Below are 22,548 nucleotides of genomic sequence, written 5' to 3'. Positions count from 1 at the left end.
GCGCAAGCCCGTTGAAGGGTGTGCCTGATGATTCGAGTTCTGCTGCTCGGCTGCATCCTGCTGCTGAGCGCCTGCGCGAGCCAGGCGCCACTGCCCGCGCAGACCCCAAGCATGGCGTTGCCGCTGCAATTGCACATCCAGCGCCTGCAGGCCGAACAACGCCAGGACTGGGTACTGGTCATCCAGCGTGAAGGCCCTGCCATACGCTGGTCGATGATGGACTTGCTGGGTATTCCGCAGGCCCGCCAGAAACTGGTCGATAGCCATTGGCAAGCCGATGGCCTGTTGCCGCCTAACCCGGAAGCCCGTGAGCTGTTCGCCGCGTTGCTGTTTGCACTGACCCCCAGGGATGAACTGCCTGGCAACTATCCAAAGGCGTGGCAATACGGGGCGCAACGCTCGCTGCCAGCGCGCTGGGACGTCCGTTATTCACAACCATTGAGCTTCGAATTGAATTTGCCCAAAGGCCCGAAATATCTAATCACCCCCCTGAGCGGTGACGCACCATGACGGCTTACCTCAATGCCCTCGGGGTCGTCTGCGCCCTGGGCCGTGACAAACACGAAGTCGCCCGCCACCTGTTCGCCGGCGATTGCTCAGGCATGCGCAGCGAAGCCGGCTGGGTGCCGGAGCGGTCATTACCGGTGGGCGCGGTGCGTGGCGATCTCGTGCCGATTCCCGCGGAACTGGCCTGCCAACGCAGTCGTAACAATCAATTGCTGATGGAGGCCACACTGCAAATTCGCGGTGACATCGATCAGGCCATCCAGACCTACGGCCGCGACCGCATCGGCATCGTGCTGGGCACCAGTACGTCGGGCATCGACGAAGCCAGCCAGAGCCTGGCCCGCTACGTGCGCGAACAGCAATTTCCGGCGCAATACGACTATCAGCAACAGGAACTCGGCGCACCGGCAAATTTTCTCGCCGACTGGCTGCAAGTAAGCGGCCCGGCCTATGTGATTTCCACCGCCTGCACCTCCAGCGCACGCGCATTGATGAGCGCCCAGCGCCTGCTCGATCTGGGCGTGTGCGATGTGGTGCTGTGCGGTGGAGTCGACACATTGTGCAAGCTGACGCTCAACGGCTTTTCGGCACTCGAAGCGGTGTCCGGGCAACGCTGCAATCCGTTTTCAGTGAACCGCAACGGCATCAACATCGGCGAGGCCGCCGTGCTGTTCCTGATGAGCAAGCAGCCTGGCGACAGCCAGCCGATTACCCTGCTTGGCAGTGGCGCCAGTTCCGATGCGCACCACATTTCCGCGCCAGAACCCACCGGCCGCGGCGCCCAACAGGCAATGCGCAAGGCCTTGAGCCGGGCCAGTCTGCGGCCTGAGCAAATCGCCTACCTGAACCTGCATGGCACCGCCACCCAACACAACGACGCCATGGAAAGCCACGCAGTGGCGGCGGTGTTCCCGGCCGGCGTGCCCTGTTCTTCGACCAAGCCCATGACCGGTCATACCCTTGGCGCGGCCGGCGCGCTGGAAGCCGCCTTCTGCTGGTTGAGCCTGAGTGACGACAACCGCAAGCACCTCCTGGCCCCACATGTCTGGGACGGCCAGGCCGATCCCGAGCTACCTGCCCTCAAATGGGTGACTCCCGCCGATCGCCTGGCGTCCATTGGACCTCGCTACCTGATGAGCAATTCCTTCGCCTTCGGTGGCAACAACGTCAGCCTGATTATCGGAGACGCCCCATGATTGACTGGCCGCTCGCCGAACTGCTGCCCCATGCTGGCGACATGATTCTCATCGAGCAGATCCTGGCATTCGATGAAGAGCAGATTCACACACGCCTCAGGGTCAAGCCCGACGGTCTGTTCAACCTCCCCGACGGCAGCCTGCCGGCCTGGGTCGGGATTGAACTGATGGCCCAGAGCGTCGCGGCCTTCGCAGGTTGCCATGCGCGCCAGCGCGGCGATGCAACGCAGCTGGGCTTTTTGCTCGGCTCTCGCAAGTTCGAATGCAACGTCGACCGTTTTCCCGCCGGCACCGAACTGACCCTGCATGGCATCCGCTCGCTGGAAGATGACAACGGCATGGGCGTGTTCGAGTGCCACATCAACGCACCCGGCATTCACGCCAGCGCCCGCCTGAACGTGTATCGCCCGCCTCAGGCGGCTCAATATCTTGATGAATCCGAAGGAGTCCAGTCATGACTGAATTCGTACTGGTCACCGGTTCCAGCCGTGGCATCGGCCGCGCGATTGCCCTGCGCCTGGCCCAGGCCGGGCATGACATCGTGCTGCATTGCCGCAGTGGCCTGGCGGATGCCCAAGCTGTACAAGTGGAAATCGAGGCCCTGGGTCGCACTGCGCGCATCCTGCAATTCGATGTGTCCGACCGCGCCCGCTGCAAAGCCATCCTTGAGGCCGACGTCGACACCCATGGCGCGTACTATGGCGTGGTGCTCAACGCCGGGCTGACGCGTGACGGTGCTTTTCCGGCGCTGAGCGAGGATGATTGGGATAAGGTGATGCGCACCAACCTCGACGGTTTCTACAACGTGCTGCACCCGGTGATGATGCCGATGATCCGTCGGCGCGCCGCCGGGCGAATCGTGTGCATCACGTCGGTGTCCGGCTTGATCGGCAATCGCGGTCAGGTCAACTACAGCGCTTCGAAGGCCGGGTTGATCGGCGCGGCGAAGGCGTTGGCGATCGAGTTGGGCAAGCGCAAGATCACCGTCAACTGTGTCGCACCCGGCCTGATCGACACAGCCATGCTCGATGAAAACGTGCCGGTGGAAGAAATGATGAAAATGATCCCCGCACAACGCATGGGCACCCCTGAAGAGGTGGCCGGCGCGGTGAATTTCCTGATGTCGGCGGAAGCCTCGTACATCACCCGGCAGGTGCTGGCCGTCAACGGAGGCCTGTGCTGATGAAACGTGTCGTCGTCACCGGCATGGCCGGCATCACCTCGCTGGGCAGCGATTGGGCAACCATCGCCGACCACTTCGCAGCCAACCGCAGCGGCATTCGCCGCATGGACGAATGGGACCGCTTCACTGAACTCAATACGCGCCTGGCCGGGCCTATCGATGACTTCATCGTGCCGAGCCACTGGACGCGCAAACAACTGCGCAGCATGGGCCGCGTTTCACGACTGGCCGTGGGCGCTGCGGAGCGGGCGTTGGCCGATGCCGGATTGCTCGATGACGAATCGATCAAGGACGGACGCATGGGTGTTGCCTGCGGGTCCTCCACGGGCAGCACCGACGAGATCAAGGCATTCGGCAACATGCTGCTCAACTCGGTGGCCGAAGGCCTGAACGCCAATTCCTACGTGCGCATGATGCCCCACACCACGGCGGCCAACATCAGCATCTTTTTCGGCCTCACCGGCCGCCTGATCCCCACCTCCAGCGCCTGCACCAGCGGCAGCCAGGGCATCGGCTATGCCTATGAAGCCATCAAGTTCGGGCGCCTGCCGCTGATGCTCGCCGGCGGCGCCGAAGAACTGTGCCCGACCGAAGCTATGGTGTTCGATGCGCTCTACGCCACCAGCCTGAAAAACAACGCACCGCACACTACCCCGCGCCCCTATGACAAAGGGCGCGACGGCCTGGTGATCGGTGAAGGCGGCGGCATGCTGGTGCTCGAAGAACTGGAACACGCGCTGGCACGAGGTGCCCGTATTCATGCCGAGCTCGTTGGTTTCGGCAGCAATGCCGACGGCCAGCACACCACCCGCCCGGAGCAAGTCACCATGCGCCGGGCCATGGAGTTGGCCCTGGAAGATGCGGGCTTGAGCCCTGCCGACATCGGCTACGTCAACGGTCACGGCACGGCCACCGAACAGGGCGACATCGCCGAAACCCTGGCCACCAGCAGCCTGTTCGGCGAAGACATGCCGATCAGCTCACAAAAAAGCTTCCTCGGCCACACGCTCGGCGCCTGCGGTGCGCTGGAGTCCTGGTTCAGCATTGAAATGATGAACAGCGACCTGTACGCCCATACCCTGAACCTCGACGAAGTCGACCCGCATTGCGGCAAGCTCGACTACCTGCGTGGCGAGTTTAGGCAGATGAGCAATCAGTACGTGATGAACAATAATTTTGCGTTTGGCGGGGTGAATACGTCGCTGATTTTCAAGCGCTGGGCGTAGGCGGCGGGCGCACTTCAATCCCTGTAGGAGCGAGCATGCTCGCGATGGACTAAAGAACGCCGCGTGTCACCAGGAAACAAACGACATCGTTGACGACCATCGCGAGCAGGCTCTCTCCTACACAGGGACGGTGCAGCCTTCATGGTTTCAACGGCTCAACCTTCCTCGTCAACAACTCCACAAACGCCCGCGCCATCGGCGACTTCTGGTCCTTGCGCTGCACCAGCCACACCGCCGACACCGCTGCCGGATCGAGCAGCGGTCGATAGACCACGCCGTCAATGCGCATCCGCTGATAAGACGCCGGCAGCACCGACACACCCAGCCCCGCGGCCACCAATCCAATGATGGTCATCGCCTCGCCGGCCTCCTGGGCGAAGTGGGGGCTGAATCCGGCGTCCCGGGCCAGACTCAGCAGTTGCGCATACAGGCCGCTACCGTAGCTGCGCGGGAAGAATACGAAGGGCTCGAGGGCCAGGGCTGACAGGAACAAGCCCTCCTCACTGTTCTTCACCAGCGGATGCTTGGAGCTGAGCACCGCGACCAGGGGCTCGCGCATCAGTTCGACGACGCTGAGGGAGTCTGGCAGCCCCAGCGGGCGCATGATCCCGACCTCGATCGACTCATCCACCAGCGCATCGGCCACCTGGGTGCTGCTCATTTCCCGCAAATTCAAATGCACCGCCGGAAAGCGCTGGCGAAACGAAAAAATCGCCTGGGGAATCGTTGAGTTGAATGGTGCCGACGAGGTGAAGCCGATTTTCAGTTCGCCCAACTCGCCCAGCTGCGCTCGCCGCGCCACATCCGCCGCCTTGTCGACCTGCGCCAGCACCAGGCGCGCCTCTTCCAGGAACAGTCGACCGGCCTCGCTCAATTCGACCCGACGATTGGTACGCTCGAACAATCGCGCACCCACTTCCTGCTCCAGGGCCTGGATCTGCTGGCTCAGCGGCGGCTGCGAGATGCCAAGGGCCTGCGCAGCTCGGCCGAAGTGCAATTCTTCGGCGACGGCGATGAAGTAACGCAGATGACGCAATTCCATGAAAACCCCATTAGGTCGTTAAAGCTATCAAACAGGTCGAACAATATATTGGATTGAATCATTAGCCAGCTATATGCTTTTTTCATTCCCTGACGGGCTGCGCTCCTCCGAGGTCCACCGTGAAAACTGCTGTCGCTCCACTTACCCATGAAGTTCCTCCCGCCACACCAGTCGATGTGGCTGCCGAGCTGAAAGAGATCTACATCGAAAAAGGCACGCCAGCCTTCATGCGCACGGTGCTGGCGCTGTTTTGCGGCGGCTTCGCGACGTTTGCCCTGCTCTACTGCGTGCAACCGATGATGCCGCTGCTGTCCCACGAATACTCGATCAACGCGGCGCAGAGCAGCCTGATTCTCTCGGTAGCCACGGGCATGCTTGCCATTGGCCTGCTGATCACCGGCCCGATCTCCGATCGCGTCGGGCGCAAACCGGTGATGGTGGCGGCGCTGTTTGCCGCCGCACTGTGCACCATGGCCAGCGCGATGATGCCGAGCTGGCACGGTGTCCTGGCGATGCGCGCGCTGATTGGACTGTCGTTGAGCGGCCTGGCGGCGGTGGCGATGACCTATTTGAGCGAAGAGATTCACCCGCAGCACATCGGCCTCGCCATGGGTTTGTACATCGGCGGCAACGCCATCGGCGGGATGAGCGGGCGTCTTATCACCGATGTCTTGATCGACTTCGTCAGCTGGCACACGGCAATGCTGGTGATCGGAGGCCTGGCACTGATTGCGGCAGCAGTATTCTGGAAAATCCTCCCCGAATCGCGCAACTTCCGCGCCCGCTCGCTGCACCCGCGCAGCCTGGTCGACGGCTTTACCATGCATTTTCGCGATGCCGGGCTACCGCTGCTGTTCCTCGAGGCCTTTGTGCTGATGGGTGCGTTCGTCACCCTGTTCAACTACATCGGCTACCGCCTGCTGGCCGAGCCTTACCACATGGAACAGGCCTTCGTCGGATTACTCTCGGTGGTGTACCTCTCAGGTATCTACAGTTCGGCGAAAATCGGCTCGCTGGCCGACAAAATCGGCCGCCGCAAAGTGCTTTGGAGCACTATCGCGCTGATGATCGGCGGTCTCGCCCTGACGATGTTCACGCCATTGCCGCTGGTCATCATCGGCATGCTGGTCTTCACCTTCGGTTTCTTCGGCGCCCACTCCGTCGCCAGCAGTTGGATCGGCCGCCGTGCCACCAAGGCCAAGGGCCAGGCATCCTCCTTGTACCTGTTCAGCTACTACGCAGGAGGAAGCATCGCCGGCACGGCCGGCGGCGTGTTCTGGCACTGGGCTGGCTGGAATGGAATCGGCTTGTTCATTGGTGGACTGCTGGCCGTGGCATTACTGGTCGCCCTGAAGCTGGCAAAGTTGCCGCCGCTGCATGGTGTAAAAGCCTGAAATCGGCCTCCACAAACAAATGTGGGAGCGAGCCTTCTCGCGAAAGGGCTTCACACTCAACATCCTGGCTGACTGATCCACCGCTTTCGCGAGCAGGCTCGCTCCCACATTGAAGCCGGGCGCTGGTTACTCGTGATACTGCGCCGACAACTCATGCACGGCGCGCAAGAACGCACCCGCATGTTCCGGATCGACTTCCGGAGTAATGCCATGGCCGAGGTTGAACACGTGGCCGCTGCCTTTGCCGTAGCTGGCCAGGATACGCCCGACCTCAGCGCGAATGGCTTCAGGCTTGGCGTAGAGCACGGTCGGGTCCATGTTGCCTTGCAGGGCAACTTTGCTGCCGACACGCTCGCGGGCGCTGCCGATGTCGCACGTCCAGTCCAGACCCAGCGCGTCGGCGCCAGCGTCGGCAATGCTTTCCAGCCACAGGCCGCCGTTCTTGGTAAACAGGATGACCGGCACCTTGCGGCCTTCGTGCTCGCGGATCAGGCCGCTGACGATTTTGCGCATATAAGCCAGGGAGAATTCCTGGTACGCCGCCGCCGAGAGGCTGCCGCCCCAGCTGTCGAAGATCTGTACCGCTTGCGCGCCGGCCAGGATCTGGCCGTTGAGGTAGCTGGTGACCGTCTGCGCGAGCTTGTCCAGAAGCAGGTGCAAGGCTTGCGGGTTGTCGTAGAGCATGGTTTTGGTCTTGCGGTAGTCTTTCGACGAGCCACCTTCGACCATGTAGGTAGCCAGTGTCCATGGGCTGCCGGCGAAGCCGATCAGCGGCACGCGGCCGTTCAGTTCACGGCGAATGGTGCTGACCGCGTCCATCACATAACCCAGGTCTTTCTGCGGATCAGGAATCGGCAGGGCTTCGATGTCGGCCAGGGTGCTGACGACCTTCCTGAAGCGCGGGCCTTCGCCGGTTTCGAAGTACAGGCCCTGGCCCATGGCATCGGGAATGGTCAGGATGTCGGAGAAGAGGATCGCCGCGTCCAGTTGCGGATAGCGGTCGAGCGGCTGCAGCGTGACTTCGCAAGCGAACGCCGGGTTCATGCACAGGCTCATGAAATCGCCGGCCTTGGCACGGCTGGCGCGGTATTCAGGCAGGTAGCGACCGGCCTGACGCATCATCCACACGGGAGTGACGTCTACGGGTTGCTTGAGCAGGGCGCGCAGGAAACGGTCGTTCTTCAGGGCAGTCATGTCGGCATCCGGAAAAAAAGTGCGGGCATTTTCTCAGAGCCGGACGCAAAAGGCACGAATGCAGGTCAGCCTTTTGTCTATCGGGTCAATTTGTCGCGCTGAAACACAGTATTCGCAACACCCGGAAACCAATGTGGGAGCGGGCTTGCTCGCGAAGAGGCCATCACATTCAACGGAGATGTTGACTGGAAAACCGCCTTCGCGAGCAAGCCCGCTCCCACATTTGATTGCATTCCAATTCTGGATTACGGCTTAGACGCCCAGGTAATCCAGGATCCCTTCAGCCGCATTACGGCCTTCGAAGATCGCCGTCACCACCAGGTCAGAGCCGCGAACCATGTCGCCACCGGCGAAGATTTTCGGGTTGCTGGTCTGGTGCTTGTACTGCCCCTGTTCCGGCGCTACTACACGGCCCTGGCTATCGGTCTGGATGCTGAACTGCTCGAACCACGGCGCAGGGCTCGGACGGAAACCGAAGGCGATGACCACGGCGTCGGCCGGGATGATCTCCTCGGAGCCCGGGATCGGCTCGGGGCTGCGACGGCCACGGGCATCCGGCTCGCCGAGACGGGTCTCGACCACCTTCACGCCTTCGACCCTGTCTTCACCGACAATCGCGATCGGCTGGCGGTTGTAGAGGAATTTCACGCCTTCTTCCTTGGCGTTCTTCACCTCTTTGCGCGAGCCCGGCATGTTCGCTTCGTCACGACGATAGGCACAGGTTACCGACTTGGCACCCTGGCGGATCGAAGTACGGTTGCAGTCCATCGCGGTGTCGCCACCGCCGAGTACCACGACCTTCTTGCCTTTCATGTCGACGAAATCTTCCGGCGACTTTTCGAAGCCCAGGTTGCGGTTGACGTTGGCGATAAGGAAGTCCAGGGCGTCGTACACGCCCGGCAGGTCTTCACCGGCAAAGCCGCCCTTCATGTAGGTGTAGGTGCCCATGCCCATGAAAACGGCATCGTATTCTTCGAGCAGTTGCTCCATGGTCACGTCCTTGCCCACCTCGGTGTTGAGGCGGAACTGGATGCCCATGCCGGTGAAGACTTCGCGGCGATTGCTCAGCACGGTCTTTTCAAGCTTGAACTCGGGGATGCCGAAGGTCAGCAGGCCACCGATTTCCGGGTTCTTGTCGAAAACCACCGGCGTCACGCCGCCACGCACCAGCACGTCGGCACAGCCCAGGCCCGCCGGGCCCGCGCCGATGATCGCGACACGCTTGCCGGTCGGCTTGACCTTGGACATGTCCGGGCGCCAGCCCATGGCGAACGCGGTGTCGGTGATGTACTTCTCCACCGAACCGATGGTCACCGCGCCGAAACCGTCGTTCAGGGTGCAGGCACCCTCGCACAGACGGTCTTGCGGGCACACCCGGCCGCAGACTTCCGGCAGGGTGTTGGTCTGGTGGGACAGCTCGGCGGCCTGGAGGATGTTGCCCTCGGCCACCAGTTTCAGCCAGTTGGGAATGAAGTTGTGCACCGGGCACTTCCATTCGCAATACGGGTTACCACAACCCAGGCAGCGGTGGGCCTGGTCGGCCGACTGCTGGGGTTTGAACGGTTCGTAGATTTCCACGAACTCTTTCTTGCGTTGACGCAACAGTTTCTTCTTCGGATCCTTGCGCCCGACCTCGATGAACTGGAAGTCATTATTCAGACGTTCAGCCATTTTAAAACCTCATCAAACTCTTCAGGCGCATATCACTGCGGGTTGGCACGGGTGCTGGAAAGCAACGATTTCAGGGAGGCAGCCTTGGGCTTGACCAACCAGAAACGACGCACGTAATCATCGAGGTTCTCGGCGAGTTCACGACCCCACTCGCTGTCGGTTTCCTCGACGTACTCGTTCAGCACGCGTTGCAAATGGCTGCGGTAGGCTTCCATCGCCTCGCCGCTGATCCGCTGGATTTCCACCAGTTCGTGGTTGACCCGGTCAACGAAGGTGTTGTCCTGGTCGAGCACGTAGGCGAAACCGCCGGTCATGCCAGAGCCGAAGTTATAACCGGTCTTGCCCAGGACGCAGACGAAACCACCGGTCATGTACTCGCAGCAGTGATCGCCAGTGCCTTCCACGACGGTGTGGGCACCGGAGTTACGCACGGCGAAACGCTCACCCGCGGTACCGGCGGCGAACAACTTGCCGCCAGTGGCGCCGTACAGGCAGGTGTTGCCGATGATGGCACTGTCCTGGGTCTTGTAGAGGCTGCCCTTGGGCGGAACGATCACCAGCTTGCCGCCGGTCATGCCCTTGCCGACGTAGTCGTTGGCGTCACCTTCCAGGTACATGTTCAGGCCGCCGGCGTTCCATACACCGAAGCTCTGGCCGGCCGTGCCCTTGAAGCGGAACGTGATAGGCGCATTGGCCATGCCCTGGTTGCCGTGCTTACGGGCGATGTCGCCGGAGATCCGCGCGCCGATGGAACGGTCGCAGTTGCAGATATCCAGTTCGAACTCCGCGCCGCTCTTGTCGTTGATCGCCGAGGTGGCCATCTCGACCATTTTCTCGGCAAGCAGGCCCTTGTCGAACGGTGGGTTGCGGTCTACGCCACAGAACTGCGGTTTGTCCGCCGGCACGTGGTCGCTGCCCAGCAACGGGGTCAGGTCGAGGTGATGCTGCTTGGCGGTCTGGCCTTCGAGGACTTCCAGCAGATCGGTACGGCCGATCAACTCTTCGAGGGAGCGCACGCCCAGCTTGGCCAGCCACTCACGGGTCTCTTCGGCGACGTAGGTGAAGAAATTCACCACCATGTCGACGGTACCGATGTAGTGATCCTTGCGCAGCTTCTCGTTCTGGGTCGCGACGCCGGTGGCGCAGTTGTTCAGGTGGCAGATGCGCAGGTATTTGCAGCCCAGGGCGATCATTGGTGCGGTGCCGAAGCCGAAACTTTCAGCGCCGAGGATGGCTGCCTTGATCACGTCGAGGCCGGTCTTCAGGCCGCCGTCGGTCTGCACCCGGACTTTGCCGCGCAGGTCGTTGCCGCGCAGGGTCTGGTGGGTTTCGGCCAGGCCGAGTTCCCACGGAGCGCCCGCGTATTTGATCGAGGTCAGTGGCGATGCGCCGGTGCCGCCATCGTAGCCGGAGATGGTGATCAAGTCCGCGTAGGCCTTGGCCACACCGGCGGCGATGGTGCCGACGCCCGCTTCCGCTACCAGCTTCACCGAAACCAGCGCCTTCGGGTTGACCTGCTTGAGGTCGAAAATCAGCTGCGACAAGTCTTCGATCGAATAGATGTCGTGGTGCGGCGGTGGCGAAATCAGGGTCACGCCCGGCACTGCATAACGCAGCTTGGCGATCAGGCCGTTGACCTTGCCGCCTGGCAGCTGACCACCTTCGCCCGGCTTGGCGCCTTGGGCAACCTTGATCTGCAGCACTTCAGCGTTGACCAGGTACTCCGGGGTCACACCGAAACGGCCAGTCGCAACCTGCTTGATTTTCGAGCTCTTGATGGTGCCGTAGCGCGCCGGGTCTTCACCACCTTCACCGGAGTTGGAACGCGCACCGAGGCGGTTCATGGCTTCGGCCAGGGCTTCGTGAGCTTCAGGCGACAGGGCGCCCAGCGAGATACCGGCGGAGTCGAAGCGCTTGAGCACCGATTCCAGCGGTTCGATTTCGCTCATGTCCAGCGGGGTGTCGAGGGTCTTGACCTTGAGCAGGTCACGGATCATCGACACCGGGCGGTTATCGACCAGCGAGGTGTATTCCTTGAACTTGCTGTAGTCGCCCTGCTGCACGGCGGCTTGCAGGGTGTTGACCACGTCCGGGTTGTACGCGTGATATTCGCCACCGTGGACGAACTTCAGCAGGCCGCCTTGCTGGATCGGCTTGCGCGGGCTCCAGGCTTCGGTGGCCAAGGCTTTCTGCTCGGCTTCGATGTCGACAAATCGCGCACCCTTGATGCGGCTTGGCACGCCCTTGAAGCTCAGGTTGCAGACTTCCTCGGACAGGCCGATGGCTTCGAACAACTGTGCGCCACGGTACGAAGTGATGGTCGAGATGCCCATCTTCGAGAGGATCTTGAGCAGGCCCTTGGTGATGCCTTTACGGTAGTTCTTGAACACCTCGTAGAGGTCGCCCAACACTTCACCGGTACGGATCAGGTCGCCCAGCACTTCGTAGGCCAGGAACGGATAAACGGCAGAGGCACCGAAACCGATCAACACGGCGAAGTGATGCGGATCGCGAGCAGTCGCGGTTTCCACCAGGATGTTGGAGTCGCAACGCAGGCCCTTCTCGGTCAGGCGGTGGTGTACCGCGCCGGTAGCCAGGGAGGCGTGGATCGGCAACTTGCCCGGGGCAATGTGACGGTCACTCAGGACGATCTGCGTACGACCGGCGCGCACGGCTTCTTCAGCCTGATCGGCAACGTTGCGGATCGCCGCTTCGAGGCCGACGCTTTCGTCGTAGTTGAGGTCGATTTTCTGGCGTTCGAAGCCCGGACGATCGAGGTTCATCAGCGAGCGCCACTTGGCCGGGGAAATGACCGGCGAGCTGAGGATCACGCGCGACGCGTGTTCCGGAGACTCCTGGAAGATGTTGCGCTCGGCACCGAGGCAGATTTCCAGCGACATGACGATGGCTTCACGCAGCGGGTCGATCGGCGGGTTGGTCACCTGCGCGAACTGCTGGCGGAAATAGTCGTAAGGCGTACGCACGCGCTGGGACAGCACGGCCATCGGCGTATCGTCGCCCATCGAGCCCACGGCTTCGTAGCCTTGCTCGCCAAGCGGGCGCAGCACCTGGTCGCGCTCTTCGAACGTGACCTGGTACATCTTCATGTATTGCTTGAGCTGGTCGACGTCGTAGAACGCCGAACCGTGGTCGTTGTCTTCCATGGTCGCCTGGATACGCAGGGCGTTCTTGCGCAGCCATTGCTTATACGGATGACGTGACTTGAGACGGTTGTCGATGGCATCGGTGTCGAGGATCTGACCGGTCTCGGTGTCCACGGCAAAGATCTGGCCAGGCCCCACGCGCCCCTTGGCGATCACGTCTTCAGGCTGGTAGTTCCAGACACCGATTTCCGAAGCCAGGGTGATGAAACCGTTCTTGGTGGTGACCCAGCGCGCCGGACGCAGGCCGTTACGGTCGAGCAGGCACACTGCGTAGCGACCGTCGGTCATTACCACGCCCGCCGGGCCGTCCCACGGCTCCATGTGCATTGAGTTGTACTCGTAGAACGCACGCAGGTCCGGGTCCATGGTCTCGACGTTCTGCCACGCAGGCGGAATGATCATCCGCACGCCGCGGAACAGGTCGATACCACCGGTGACCATCAGCTCGAGCATGTTGTCCATGCTCGAGGAGTCGGAACCGACACGGTTGACCAGCGGGCCGAGTTCTTCCAGATCCATCAGATCGTTGGCGAACTTGGTGCGACGGGCCACGGCCCAGTTGCGGTTGCCGGTGATGGTGTTGATCTCGCCGTTGTGCGCCAGGAAGCGGAACGGTTGGGCCAGCGGCCATTTCGGCAGGGTATTGGTGGAGAAGCGCTGGTGGAACACGCAAATCGAGGTTTGCAGGCGCTCATCGCTCAGGTCTGGATAGAAGGCGGTCAGGTCCGCCGGCATCATCAGGCCTTTATAGATAATGGTCTTGTGCGAAAAGCTGCAGACGTAGTGGTCGGTATCGGCGGCGTTGGCCACCGATGAACGACGACGAGAGGTGAACAGCTTGACGGCCATGTCCTGGTCGCTCAGGCCTTCGCCACCGATGAACACCTGCTCGATCTGTGGCAGGCGCTCAAGGGCCAGGCGGCCGAGGACGCTGGTGTCGATCGGCACTTTGCGCCAGCCGACCAACTGCAGGCCGGCAGCCAGGATCTCGCGGTTCATGTTCTCGCGAGCGGCTTGGGCCTTGACCGGGTCCTGGTTGAAGAAAACCATGCCCACCGCGTATTGCTTGGGCAGTTCGACGCCGAAGGTTTCCTGGGCGATGGCTCGCAGGAACACGTCCGGCTTTTGTATCAGCAGACCGCAACCGTCACCGGTCTTGCCGTCAGCATTAATCCCACCGCGGTGGGTCATGCAGGTCAGGGCCTCGATGGCCGTTTGCAAAAGGGTATGACTGGGCTCGCCCTGCATATGGGCAATCAGGCCGAAACCGCAGTTATCCTTGAATTCATCTGGTTGGTACAGACCTGCTTTCATAGACACTTTCTCACCAGGCTGCCCCTTATCGAGGCAAATTTCTTTTCAATTCAACCACTTACCATCCGCGCCGAACGTACGCCAGCTTTGCGGGGGCAAAAGGGAGGTCATTGTACACACCGACACTTGGCCTCACAAATTTGGCGACGAAATGTCGCAAATCTATGTCGCATTTGTGAAAGGTTTAAAGCGATCTGCTGTGCTAGTCAAAACTTTTTTTAATTTTGACCGCTACGACTCAAAGACTACTGTGACGCAGACACCACAAGGCACGCAGCCCGGAAGGTTGCGCGCACTTGTAGAAATTTTGAGGTGCTTGGAGAGGCGGCCTGGGTAAGGCCGCCGAATCTTCAGCGAGTTGTTGCCAGTTCCTGTTGGACGCTGGCGACAGTGCGAGGCCAAGGTTTACCAGCCTGGACCTTCGCTGGCAAGGCCTTGATGGCGGAAACGGCTGCATCACGATTGGCGAAGTTGCCATAGGTGATCACGTAGAGCGGTTTGCCGTTGAGGACTTTCTTGAAATAACGGTACTCGCCGCCTTGCTCCTTGACGAAGCTTTGCGCGGCCGTTTCCGAGCTGGTGCCGAGGATCTGCACCACGTAGTTGCCCGGCGCCTGACCGGCGTACCAGGTGCCACCGGCAGCCTTGGCAGCGGTCGCTGGCTTCTCGGCCGGCTTGGCAGCAACGGCGGCTGGCTTGGCTGGCGCTGGAGCTGGAGCCGGCTTGGCAACCGGAGCAGGCGCTGGCTTGGCGGTAGCGACCTGGGTCGGTGCAGGCGTCGGTTTGGCGGTTGGCGTGGGCGCAGGACCGGCTGGAACACCCGCTGGCGGTGCAATGGTGGTCACGGTCGGCGGCGTCGCGCTGGAACCCTCGACCGGCACGCCGTCATCGCCCTCGGTAATGCCACCCGCCGCTTCGGCCAATGGCGCCCGCATGACGGGCTGCGAATTACCGACCAACGGCAATGGCGTTGGTTGCGTATTGCCCGCGAACTCGACGGCCGGAGCACCGCCCGACGAACCCTGGCCAAGCGGCAGTTGCGCCTGTTCATTGGCAGGCGCACCCGTGGTCGGTGCCTTGCTGCGACCGGGCATCAACCAGGCGGCGGCTACCGCGACCACAACGACGGCGGAAATTGCCAATACGTGTTTCTTCGGCATATTGAACCCCATACTTGGACGCTTCACCGCTGAGCGGCTGGCAATCATGGCTTCGATCATCGCATCGCGGGCAACCTGATTGATGTTGCCAGGCCAACCCTCGGAGCTTTCGTGAATATCAGAGATCTGATTTACAGTGAAAAGTTCGATACCCCGGCCGGCGCCTTCAAGCCGCTGCTCCAGGTATTCACGCGTTTCCTCTTCGGTGTAAGGCTGCAGCTCGATAACGTGGAAGCGTTCTTCCTCAAGTTGCAAGGCCTCAAGCTGAGCGATCATCGAGGACTCGCCGAACAGGAACACATGCGGGCGGCCTTCCGGAGCTCCTGCGGCCAGGGCCATCAAGGCTTCAAGCGCAGACTCGTCGAGCTGCTCGGCGTCATCGACCAGCAGATAGACTTCCTGCCCAGTCAGAGCAAGCTGCACCACCTGTTTCAGAATTGCCCCGATCTCAGCCTGGGCAACGTCCAGTGCCTGGGCAACCTGGCGCAACACGCCAGCCGAATCACCAGCACCACGGGCGGAAACCACCACGCTTTGCACGGTCTGCTTGTTGGTACTGGCCACCAGGGCCTGACGCAGCAGGGTCTTGCCACTGCCATGCGGACCTGTGACCACCAACAGCAACTGGCTGTAACGCGCCAGATGGTGCAACTGCCCCAGCACCGGCTTGCGCTGGGCAGGGAAAAACTTGAAGCCAGGGACCCGTGGAGCAAAAGGGTCATGACTCAACTGGTAGTGGCCGAGGAAAGCCTCGTCGGCATGCAAACTAGTCATCGCGTTCTTATTAACCTTTAAGCTGAGCCAGGGCGCGGTAATCCGCTCCCAGCGTGGCCTGTAGAACCTCTTTCGGATAATCGTCGGTCACTACCGCTTCGCCCATGTGGCGCAGCAGCACCAGGCGCAAACGACCGTCGATCACTTTCTTGTCAATTGCCATGTGTTCGAGAAAATCGGCTGCCGTCATTTCTTCAGGCGGAATAACCGGCAAGCCGGCGCGCTGGAACAGGCGAATGCCGCGATCGCGTTCCTGTTCGCTGATCCAGCCCAGGCGCGCGGACATCTCCAAAGCCATGACAGTGCCAGCAGCCACCGCTTCACCATGTAGCCAGACACCATAGCCCATGTGGGTCTCGATGGCGTGACCGAAGGTGTGCCCCAGGTTGAGCGTTGCCCGTACTCCCGTCTCTTTCTCGTCGGCGCCGACCACGGCAGCCTTGGCCGCACAGGAGCGCTCGATGGCATAGGTGAGGGCTTGCTGATCCAGGTTGCGCAGGCGGTCGACGTTGTCTTCGAGCCAGGTCAGGAACGGCTCATCGCAGATCAACCCGTACTTGATGACTTCGGCCAGGCCGGCGGACAGCTCGCGGGCCGGCAGCGTATTGAGGGAGGCGGTGTCGATAAGCACGACGTTCGGCTGATAGAAGGCGCCGACCATGTTCTTGCCCAGCGGATGATTGATACCGGTCTTGCCTCCCACCGAAGAGTCGACTTGCGACAACAGCGTGGTGGGAACCTGGATGAAATCGACACCGCGCTGGTAGCAGGCAGCCGCGAAACCGGCCATATCGCCAATCACGCCGCCACCCAGGGCGATCACCGTGGTGCGCCGATCGTGCCGTGCGGTCAGCAGACCGTCGAAAATCAATTGCAGGGTTTCCCAGGTCTTGAAGGCCTCGCCGTCGGGCAACACCACGGAAATCACCGAGAACTGCGCAAGGCTGCGGGTCAGGCGTTCGAGATAGAGCGGCGCAACGGTTTCATTGGAAATGATTGCCACTTGCCGTCCGCGAATATGCGGGGCCAGCAGTTCAGGCTGGTCCAACAAACCTTCGCCAATATGAATCGGGTAGCTGCGCTCGCCTAGATCGACCTTGAGTGTCTGCATGTGTCCCCACAGTGAAGATGGAATCAGGCAACCTGCCTTGGGTTAACGAATGTCTAAGGCCACCGCTGGTGTGACGTCGCTCGATGGCCATTCGCCACAACCTCGAGCGGTCATGGCAGGAGGCCGAGGATAGCGCATTTCGTGCGACGCTTTAACGGGGCGGCAATTGCTGCAAGCGCTCCAGGATATCGAGCACGACCATTCGCGGCGGTCGTTCATCCGTTTCCACCACCAGATCGGCGATTTCCCGATAAAGGGGGTCGCGAATGGCCAGCAGGTCCCTGAGGGTCTTGGCCGGATCGGCTGTACGCAACAATGGCCGATTGCGGTCGCGGGAAGTGCGGCCGACCTGCTGCTCGACGGAGGCATGCAGATAGACCACCCGTCCGCCAGCGCGCAACGCCCGACGATTGGCCTCGCGCATGACCGCGCCACCGCCCGTCGCCAGCACCACGCCGTCGTAATCGCACAGCTCGGCAATCATTGCCTGCTCGCGCTCACGAAAGCCCGGTTCGCCTTCCTTGTCGAAGATCCATGGGATATTGGCGCCCGTGCGTAATTCAATTTCCTTATCGGAATCTTTGAATGGCAAGCGCAGCTCTTTGGCCAGCAATCGGCCGATGGTGCTTTTTCCAGCCCCCATCGGTCCTACAAGTATCAAATTTCGCACAGAATCAACGACTCACAGCAATCGCCTGGTTATTCATGATACGCGGTGTGAGAAACACCAACAGCTCGGATTTTTTCTCCGAAACCACGTCACGCCGGAAAAGGCGGCCAAGATACGGCACATCGCCAAGAAATGGCACCTTATCTACAACCTTGCTTTGAGTATTTGAGAAAACACCACCAATGACGATCGTCTCGCCATCGTTGACCAGGACCTTGGCATTGACTTCGTTTTTCTTGATCGGCGGCACATCCTGGACCTTGTTCAGGTAATCCGGCTCATCCTTGGTGACCTTGACCTCCATGATGATCCGGTTGTCCGGCGTGATCTGCGGCGTCACCTCCAGCGATAGCGAAGCCTCTTTGAACGAGACCGAAGTAGCGCCGCTGGAGCTGGCTTCCTGGTAGGGAATCTCGGTGCCCTTGAGGATCTTTGCGGTTTCCTTGTCGGAAGTGACGACCTTGGGTTGCGAGACGATTTCGCCATTGCCGGTCTTTTCCATGGCCGTCAATTCAAGGTCCAGCAATACGTTGTCGGTGATGAAGGCGATGCCGATGCCCGACGTGTTGTTGGCGACCCCCAAGTCGACGAACGGCGAACTGGTGCTGCCGCCGTCGCTGGTGCCGTTACCGACTCCCGAGGCATTCCAGTTGCCTTTGTTCTGTATTGAGCCTCCCCAGCGCACGCCAAGGCTCTTGTCGTAGTCAACGTTGGCTTCAACGATACGCGCCTCGATCATCACCTGGCGTACCGGAATATCCAGCTGCGCAACGATGCGCCGCAATTCGTCGAGCCGGTCCTGGGTCTGGTAGGCAATGATGTTATTGGTGCGCTCATCGACCGTGATCGATCCCCGTTCGTCGGCTTTCGCCTCGGCGTTGGTCACCGACTGGAACAGTTTGGCGATATCGGCCGCCTTGGCGTAATTGACCTGCAACAGTTCCCGACGCAGTGGCGCCAGGTCGGCAATCTGCTTTTGCGACTCCAGCTCCTGGCGTTCACGGGCGGCAATTTCGTCGGCCGGAGCGACGAGCAACACATTACCCAGCTTGCGCTTGTCCAGGCCCTTGGTTTTCAGTACCAGGTCCAACGCCTGGTCCCAGGGTACATTTTGCAGGCGCAGGGTAATTCCCCCCTGGACCGTGTCACTGGCGACAAGATTGAGGTTGGTGAAATCGGCGATCAGTTGCAGTACCGAGCGCACGTCGATGTCCTGGAAATTAAGCGAAAGCTTTTCACCGCTGTAGGCATTGCGATCGGCGTTGCGCTTTTGCAGGTCGTCGACCGTCATCGGACGAATGCTGACGGTCAGCTTGTTGTCGGTCTGGTAGGTCGAATAGTCAAAGGCACCGCTGGGTTCGATGGTGATGGTCGTCTTGTCCCCCGTGGCACTGGCATTGACGAATTGCACCGGCGTGGCGAAATCCCTCACATCCAGGCGCACACGCAACGGCTCGGGCAGTCGGGTCTTGCTGAAGCCGAGAACAATCTTGCCTTCGCGCTCCTGGATATCGGGTGCAATGGACGGATCCGACAAGTCGATCACGACATTGCCTTCGCCCTGGGTACCCCGCTGGAAATCCACCGCACGAATCGCTTTGCCTGTCGGTGCAACCGCGCGCGCCGGAACCGGGACCGGTACAGCAGCGGCCGCTCTTGGCGCAGGGCTTTTACCTCCCTGCCCGACGACCACAAACAGGTTATTGCCTTCGACCCGCATGTCGTAGGGGCTCAACCGGGTCAGGTTGATGATCAGCCGCGCACGATCCTTGGCCTCCACCACGGTCGCGCTGCGGGCATTGCCACTGCCCAGGTCGCGAGTTTTGCTCGCCAGCTGACTGACGACACCGGGCAGATCCAGGGCAATCCGGGCAGGAGAGTCCGTCGTATAGCCACGGGGCGTCGGAGGCGGTTGGTCGAACACCAGCTTCAACTCGACGCGGTCTCCCGGCAACGCGGCGACATCCAGCGCCTTGAGGTTGGCCGCTTGTACCATCGGTGACAGCAACGCTATCCATAGCGATACCCCGAGGGTGGAGAAAATCCTGTTCATTGTACGAGTTCCACTATGAGTGCTCTTTCAAAGGAAGGATCCGCGGCCGCTCCAGCCAGGCACCTTCGCCGTCAGGAACGATTTCTACCACTTCGACTTGCGAGCCACTGATGGCGACTATCCGGCCGTCGTTACGCCCCAGGTAATCGCCAACTTTCAGCCGATGCACCCCACCGGCGCCGCGCAGCAGTGCAAAGGAGCCTGCCGCATTGGAAATCGTGCCGACCATTTCAAACTGCTCGATGTTGAAACCCTCGAGGTACTGCTTGACCCGGCTGGGGTCAGGCTTGACGTTGCGCGCCCCCTGTTGGTGTGCCAGATCGACCTTGACCTGCCGTGAAAACGGGCTGCGAAAGTTGGCGGCGTTGTAGGTGAACGTCGGGTAAGACCGAAATGTCGGCGTTGGTTCAATTTTGCCCGGCGCCCGAAGGCGTATTTCGTTCAGGGAGGCGTCCAGGTCGCTGAAATCATCGCCGCCGTCACAGCCTGCCAATACGGCGACCAAAACCACTATCGAACAACCACGTAGCGGGCTCATCAATGCAGCCCCTTGTCGTTGTAGCGGTAAGTCCTGGCCAGGATGCTCATGCGCAATTTCGGTCCGTCGTCCGGATTGACCGGCGCGAGGTCGAAATCATGCAGGGTGACGATACGCGGCAACCCGGCCACGCCACTGACAAAAGTGGCAAGGTCGTGATAGGCACCGGTGACCGTGATCTTGATCGGCAATTCGATGTAGAACGGCTGGGCGACCTCCGGCAACAGCTTGATTTCTTCGAACTCCAGGCCGCTGCCCAGCCCTGTTCGAGTGATATCTTCCAGCAGGCCTGGGACTTCAGTGTCGCTGGGCAGCTGCCGTAGCAGCACGCCGAAGGCATTCTCCATCTCCTTCATCTGCTGGGAGTAAAGTTCCAGATTCGCCGCCATATGGGATTTGCTGGCAAATTGCTCCTTGAGTGTCGACTCCTCCTCTCGCTTGAGCTCAAGCTGGTCTTCAAGCTCGCTCGTGGAAAAGTTGTAGCCGATCGACAGCACGAGGATCGCGACCACAATGCCCATCAGGACTTTAATCGCGGGTGGCCAGGCCCCCATGTTGTGAGTATCCAGATCGTTGATATCGATCCTGCGCAACCCGTCGAGCCATTCGGACGGACTCATTCGCCATCCTCCACGGCCGCGGTCCGGGTTTGACGAACGGTCAACTGAAAAACATTGGCCTGGTCCAGCTGGCCCGCGGTCGTCGTCTTGACTTCAGTCAGGCTGGGCGCATCGAACCAGTCGGACGCCTCCAGGTTTCGCATCAGGTCTGAAACACGGTTGTTCGATTGCGCCGCTCCGGTGATGGACAAGGTCTTGCCCGTCATTTTGACTTCGGTGAAATACACCCCGTCGGGCAATGTCCGCGCCAGTTGATCAAATATTCGCCCGCTGATCGGACGATTACCTTGCAAGTCCTGGATGATGCCCATGCGCTCGACCAATTGTTGGCGACGAGCCTTGAGATCGCTGATCTGCTTGATCCGCTCGTCGACCATGGCGATCTGTCTGCCGATGTAGTTGTTACGTGCAATCTGCCGCTCGATAGCACTGCCGATGACCTGGTTGACCACGAGCAAGGCGGCTGCCGAACCCAGCACTACAGCTGCCAGCACCAGGAGAAAGCGCTTGCGCCGCTGTTCCCGTCGCTCTTCGCGCCAGGGTAATAGATTGATCTGCGCCATCAGTCGAAACTCCTGAGGGCCAACCCGCAGGCAATCATCAACGCCGGCGCATCGCTGGCCAGGGCCGCGGCGTTGACCTTGCTGCCCAACGTCATGTCGCAAAACGGGTTGGCCACCAGCGTTGGCGTTCCCAATTGCTGCTCGATCAACCGATCCAGACCAGGGATTGACGCGGTACCGCCGGCCAACAGAATCTGGTCGACCGCGCTGTACTGGCCCGAAGCGAAGAAGAACTGCAATGAGCGCGATACTTGCTGTACCAGCGCCTCGCGAAACGGCTGCAGCACTTCGCCGACATAATCATCCGGCAAGCCGCCTTGTTTCTTCGCCAGGCCAGCCTGCTCAACGGTCAGACCATATCGGCGCTCGATTGCCTCGGTAAGCTGACGGCCGCCGAACAATTGCTCTCGGGTATAGATAATCCGCCCCTCATGCAGCACGCTCAGGGTGGTCATGGTTGCTCCGACATCGACTACTGCCACCAAGCGCCCTTGAGCGACGCCCTGTTGGATCCTGAGCAAACCGAACGAACGCTCCAGGGCATAGGCCTCCACGTCGACCACGCGTGCAGTCAAGCCCGCCAGGGCCAGGGCGGCCTCACGGACCTCGACATTTTCCTTGCGACAGGCGGCGAGTAATACGTTGACCCGCCCAGGATTACGCGTGGAAGCGCCCTGGACTTCGAAATCGATGGCGACATCGTCCAGCGGATAAGGGATGTACTGGTCGGCCTCGATCTTCAGTTGGTCTTCCATCTCGTCATCGGTAAGGCCGGCATCCATTTCGATGGTCTTGGTGATCACCGCCGAACCGGCCACGGCCACCGCTACGTACTTGAGGTTAGTCCTGGCCTTGACCAGCACGCGCGCCAGCGCCTGGCCCACCCCATCGAGCTCGGCGATATTTTTCTCGATGACCGCGTTGGCGGGCAACGGCTCGACTGCGTAGGCTTCGACCCGAAAGCCACTGCCCTGGCGGCTCAGTTCCAGCAACTTCACCGAAGTGGAGCTGATATCGATTCCCAGGAGCGACCTGGCTTTTTTATTGAAGAGTCCTAGCACTACCAATTCCCTATGACTTTCCGTGAGTTACGGACTCCATAATGGGTGTTGCGTTCAATCCACCCGTCTTGACAGCTAGCGCAAATAACGCCTTGGACGGAAAAATG

Annotated in this window: 18 protein-coding genes; 6 read left to right on the top strand and 12 right to left on the bottom strand. The window is 60.8% G+C overall.

Annotated elements, in window-relative coordinates:
* Window positions 1-27: 27 nt before the first annotated feature.
* The 5 genes from CGA21_RS15855 to CGA21_RS15835 are packed head-to-tail and all read left to right on the top strand — an operon-like array spanning window position 28 to window position 4,112.
* Window positions 28-510: a hypothetical protein gene (locus CGA21_RS15855; protein WP_020796178.1), complete on the top strand. Its 483-nt coding sequence runs from the start codon at window positions 28-30 to the stop codon at window positions 508-510.
* Complete coding sequence (locus CGA21_RS15850; protein ID WP_188264559.1) at window positions 507-1,703, top strand: beta-ketoacyl-[acyl-carrier-protein] synthase family protein; 1,197 nt, start codon at window positions 507-509, stop codon at window positions 1,701-1,703. The genes CGA21_RS15855 and CGA21_RS15850 overlap by 4 nt, the downstream gene beginning before the upstream one ends.
* The gene (locus CGA21_RS15845; RefSeq protein WP_020796176.1) at window positions 1,700-2,161 is read left to right on the top strand and encodes a hotdog family protein; all 462 of its coding nucleotides are present in this window, start codon (window positions 1,700-1,702) and stop codon (window positions 2,159-2,161) included. The genes CGA21_RS15850 and CGA21_RS15845 overlap by 4 nt, the downstream gene beginning before the upstream one ends.
* On the top strand, window positions 2,158-2,886 hold the full coding sequence (gene fabG / locus CGA21_RS15840; protein WP_110754696.1) for a 3-oxoacyl-ACP reductase FabG: 729 nt from the start codon (window positions 2,158-2,160) through the stop codon (window positions 2,884-2,886). Before CGA21_RS15845 ends, fabG begins: the two co-directional genes overlap by 4 nt.
* Window positions 2,886-4,112, top strand: coding sequence for a beta-ketoacyl-ACP synthase (locus CGA21_RS15835; RefSeq protein WP_188264558.1), 1,227 nt, complete (start codon window positions 2,886-2,888; stop codon window positions 4,110-4,112). Before fabG ends, CGA21_RS15835 begins: the two co-directional genes overlap by 1 nt.
* Window positions 4,113-4,251: 139 nt before the next feature.
* On the opposite strand, the gene CGA21_RS15830 is transcribed toward CGA21_RS15835, so the two are convergent.
* On the bottom strand, window positions 4,252-5,154 hold the full coding sequence (locus CGA21_RS15830) for a LysR family transcriptional regulator (RefSeq protein WP_110754700.1): 903 nt from the start codon (window positions 5,152-5,154) through the stop codon (window positions 4,252-4,254).
* A gap of 119 nt (window positions 5,155-5,273) precedes the next feature.
* On the opposite strand from CGA21_RS15830, the gene CGA21_RS15825 reads away from it, so the two are divergent.
* Window positions 5,274-6,548 (top strand): MFS transporter, encoded by a 1,275-nt coding sequence (locus CGA21_RS15825; protein WP_188264557.1) that lies wholly within the window; start codon window positions 5,274-5,276, stop codon window positions 6,546-6,548.
* 126 nt (window positions 6,549-6,674) lie between these two features.
* Here the strand turns inward: CGA21_RS15825 and hemE are convergent, their stop codons facing one another.
* From hemE to CGA21_RS15770, 11 genes are all read right to left on the bottom strand, one after another.
* Complete coding sequence (gene hemE / locus CGA21_RS15820) at window positions 6,675-7,742, bottom strand: uroporphyrinogen decarboxylase (RefSeq protein WP_110754704.1); 1,068 nt, start codon at window positions 7,740-7,742, stop codon at window positions 6,675-6,677.
* 252 nt (window positions 7,743-7,994) lie between these two features.
* Window positions 7,995-9,413 carry an FAD-dependent oxidoreductase gene (locus tag CGA21_RS15815; protein ID WP_020796157.1) on the bottom strand — a complete coding sequence of 473 codons (1,419 nt, stop codon included), beginning with the start codon at window positions 9,411-9,413 and terminating at the stop codon, window positions 7,995-7,997.
* Between the two features lie 32 nt (window positions 9,414-9,445).
* Entirely contained in the window at window positions 9,446-13,891 is a 4,446-nt protein-coding gene (gene gltB, locus CGA21_RS15810; RefSeq protein WP_110754706.1) for a glutamate synthase large subunit, read from the bottom strand.
* Between the two features lie 350 nt (window positions 13,892-14,241).
* Window positions 14,242-15,825 (bottom strand): SPOR domain-containing protein, encoded by a 1,584-nt coding sequence (locus tag CGA21_RS15805; protein WP_110754708.1) that lies wholly within the window; start codon window positions 15,823-15,825, stop codon window positions 14,242-14,244.
* A gap of 10 nt (window positions 15,826-15,835) precedes the next feature.
* Window positions 15,836-16,936: a 3-dehydroquinate synthase gene (gene aroB / locus CGA21_RS15800; RefSeq protein WP_110754710.1), complete on the bottom strand. Its 1,101-nt coding sequence runs from the start codon at window positions 16,934-16,936 to the stop codon at window positions 15,836-15,838.
* Between the two features lie 151 nt (window positions 16,937-17,087).
* On the bottom strand, window positions 17,088-17,606 hold the full coding sequence (gene aroK, locus CGA21_RS15795; protein ID WP_032831512.1) for a shikimate kinase AroK: 519 nt from the start codon (window positions 17,604-17,606) through the stop codon (window positions 17,088-17,090).
* Between the two features lie 4 nt (window positions 17,607-17,610).
* On the bottom strand, window positions 17,611-19,659 hold the full coding sequence (gene pilQ / locus CGA21_RS15790) for a type IV pilus secretin PilQ family protein (RefSeq protein WP_188264556.1): 2,049 nt from the start codon (window positions 19,657-19,659) through the stop codon (window positions 17,611-17,613).
* Between the two features lie 13 nt (window positions 19,660-19,672).
* Window positions 19,673-20,197: a pilus assembly protein PilP gene (locus tag CGA21_RS15785; RefSeq protein ID WP_188264555.1), complete on the bottom strand. Its 525-nt coding sequence runs from the start codon at window positions 20,195-20,197 to the stop codon at window positions 19,673-19,675.
* On the bottom strand, window positions 20,197-20,817 hold the full coding sequence (locus CGA21_RS15780; protein WP_110754716.1) for a type 4a pilus biogenesis protein PilO: 621 nt from the start codon (window positions 20,815-20,817) through the stop codon (window positions 20,197-20,199). The genes CGA21_RS15785 and CGA21_RS15780 overlap by 1 nt, the downstream gene beginning before the upstream one ends.
* Window positions 20,814-21,380 carry a PilN domain-containing protein gene (locus CGA21_RS15775; protein ID WP_188264554.1) on the bottom strand — a complete coding sequence of 189 codons (567 nt, stop codon included), beginning with the start codon at window positions 21,378-21,380 and terminating at the stop codon, window positions 20,814-20,816. The genes CGA21_RS15780 and CGA21_RS15775 overlap by 4 nt, the downstream gene beginning before the upstream one ends.
* A complete protein-coding gene (locus CGA21_RS15770; RefSeq protein WP_110754721.1) occupies window positions 21,380-22,441 on the bottom strand; it encodes a type IV pilus assembly protein PilM in 1,062 nt (353 codons plus the stop codon). Before CGA21_RS15770 ends, CGA21_RS15775 begins: the two co-directional genes overlap by 1 nt.
* Between the last annotated feature and the right edge of the window lie 107 nt (window positions 22,442-22,548).

The sequence above is a fragment of the Pseudomonas sp. PSB11 genome (genome assembly GCF_014596605.1).
GTDB classification, from domain to species: Bacteria; Pseudomonadota; Gammaproteobacteria; order Pseudomonadales; family Pseudomonadaceae; genus Aquipseudomonas; species Aquipseudomonas umsongensis.
This window is presented reverse-complemented; position numbering and strand designations above follow the sequence as displayed.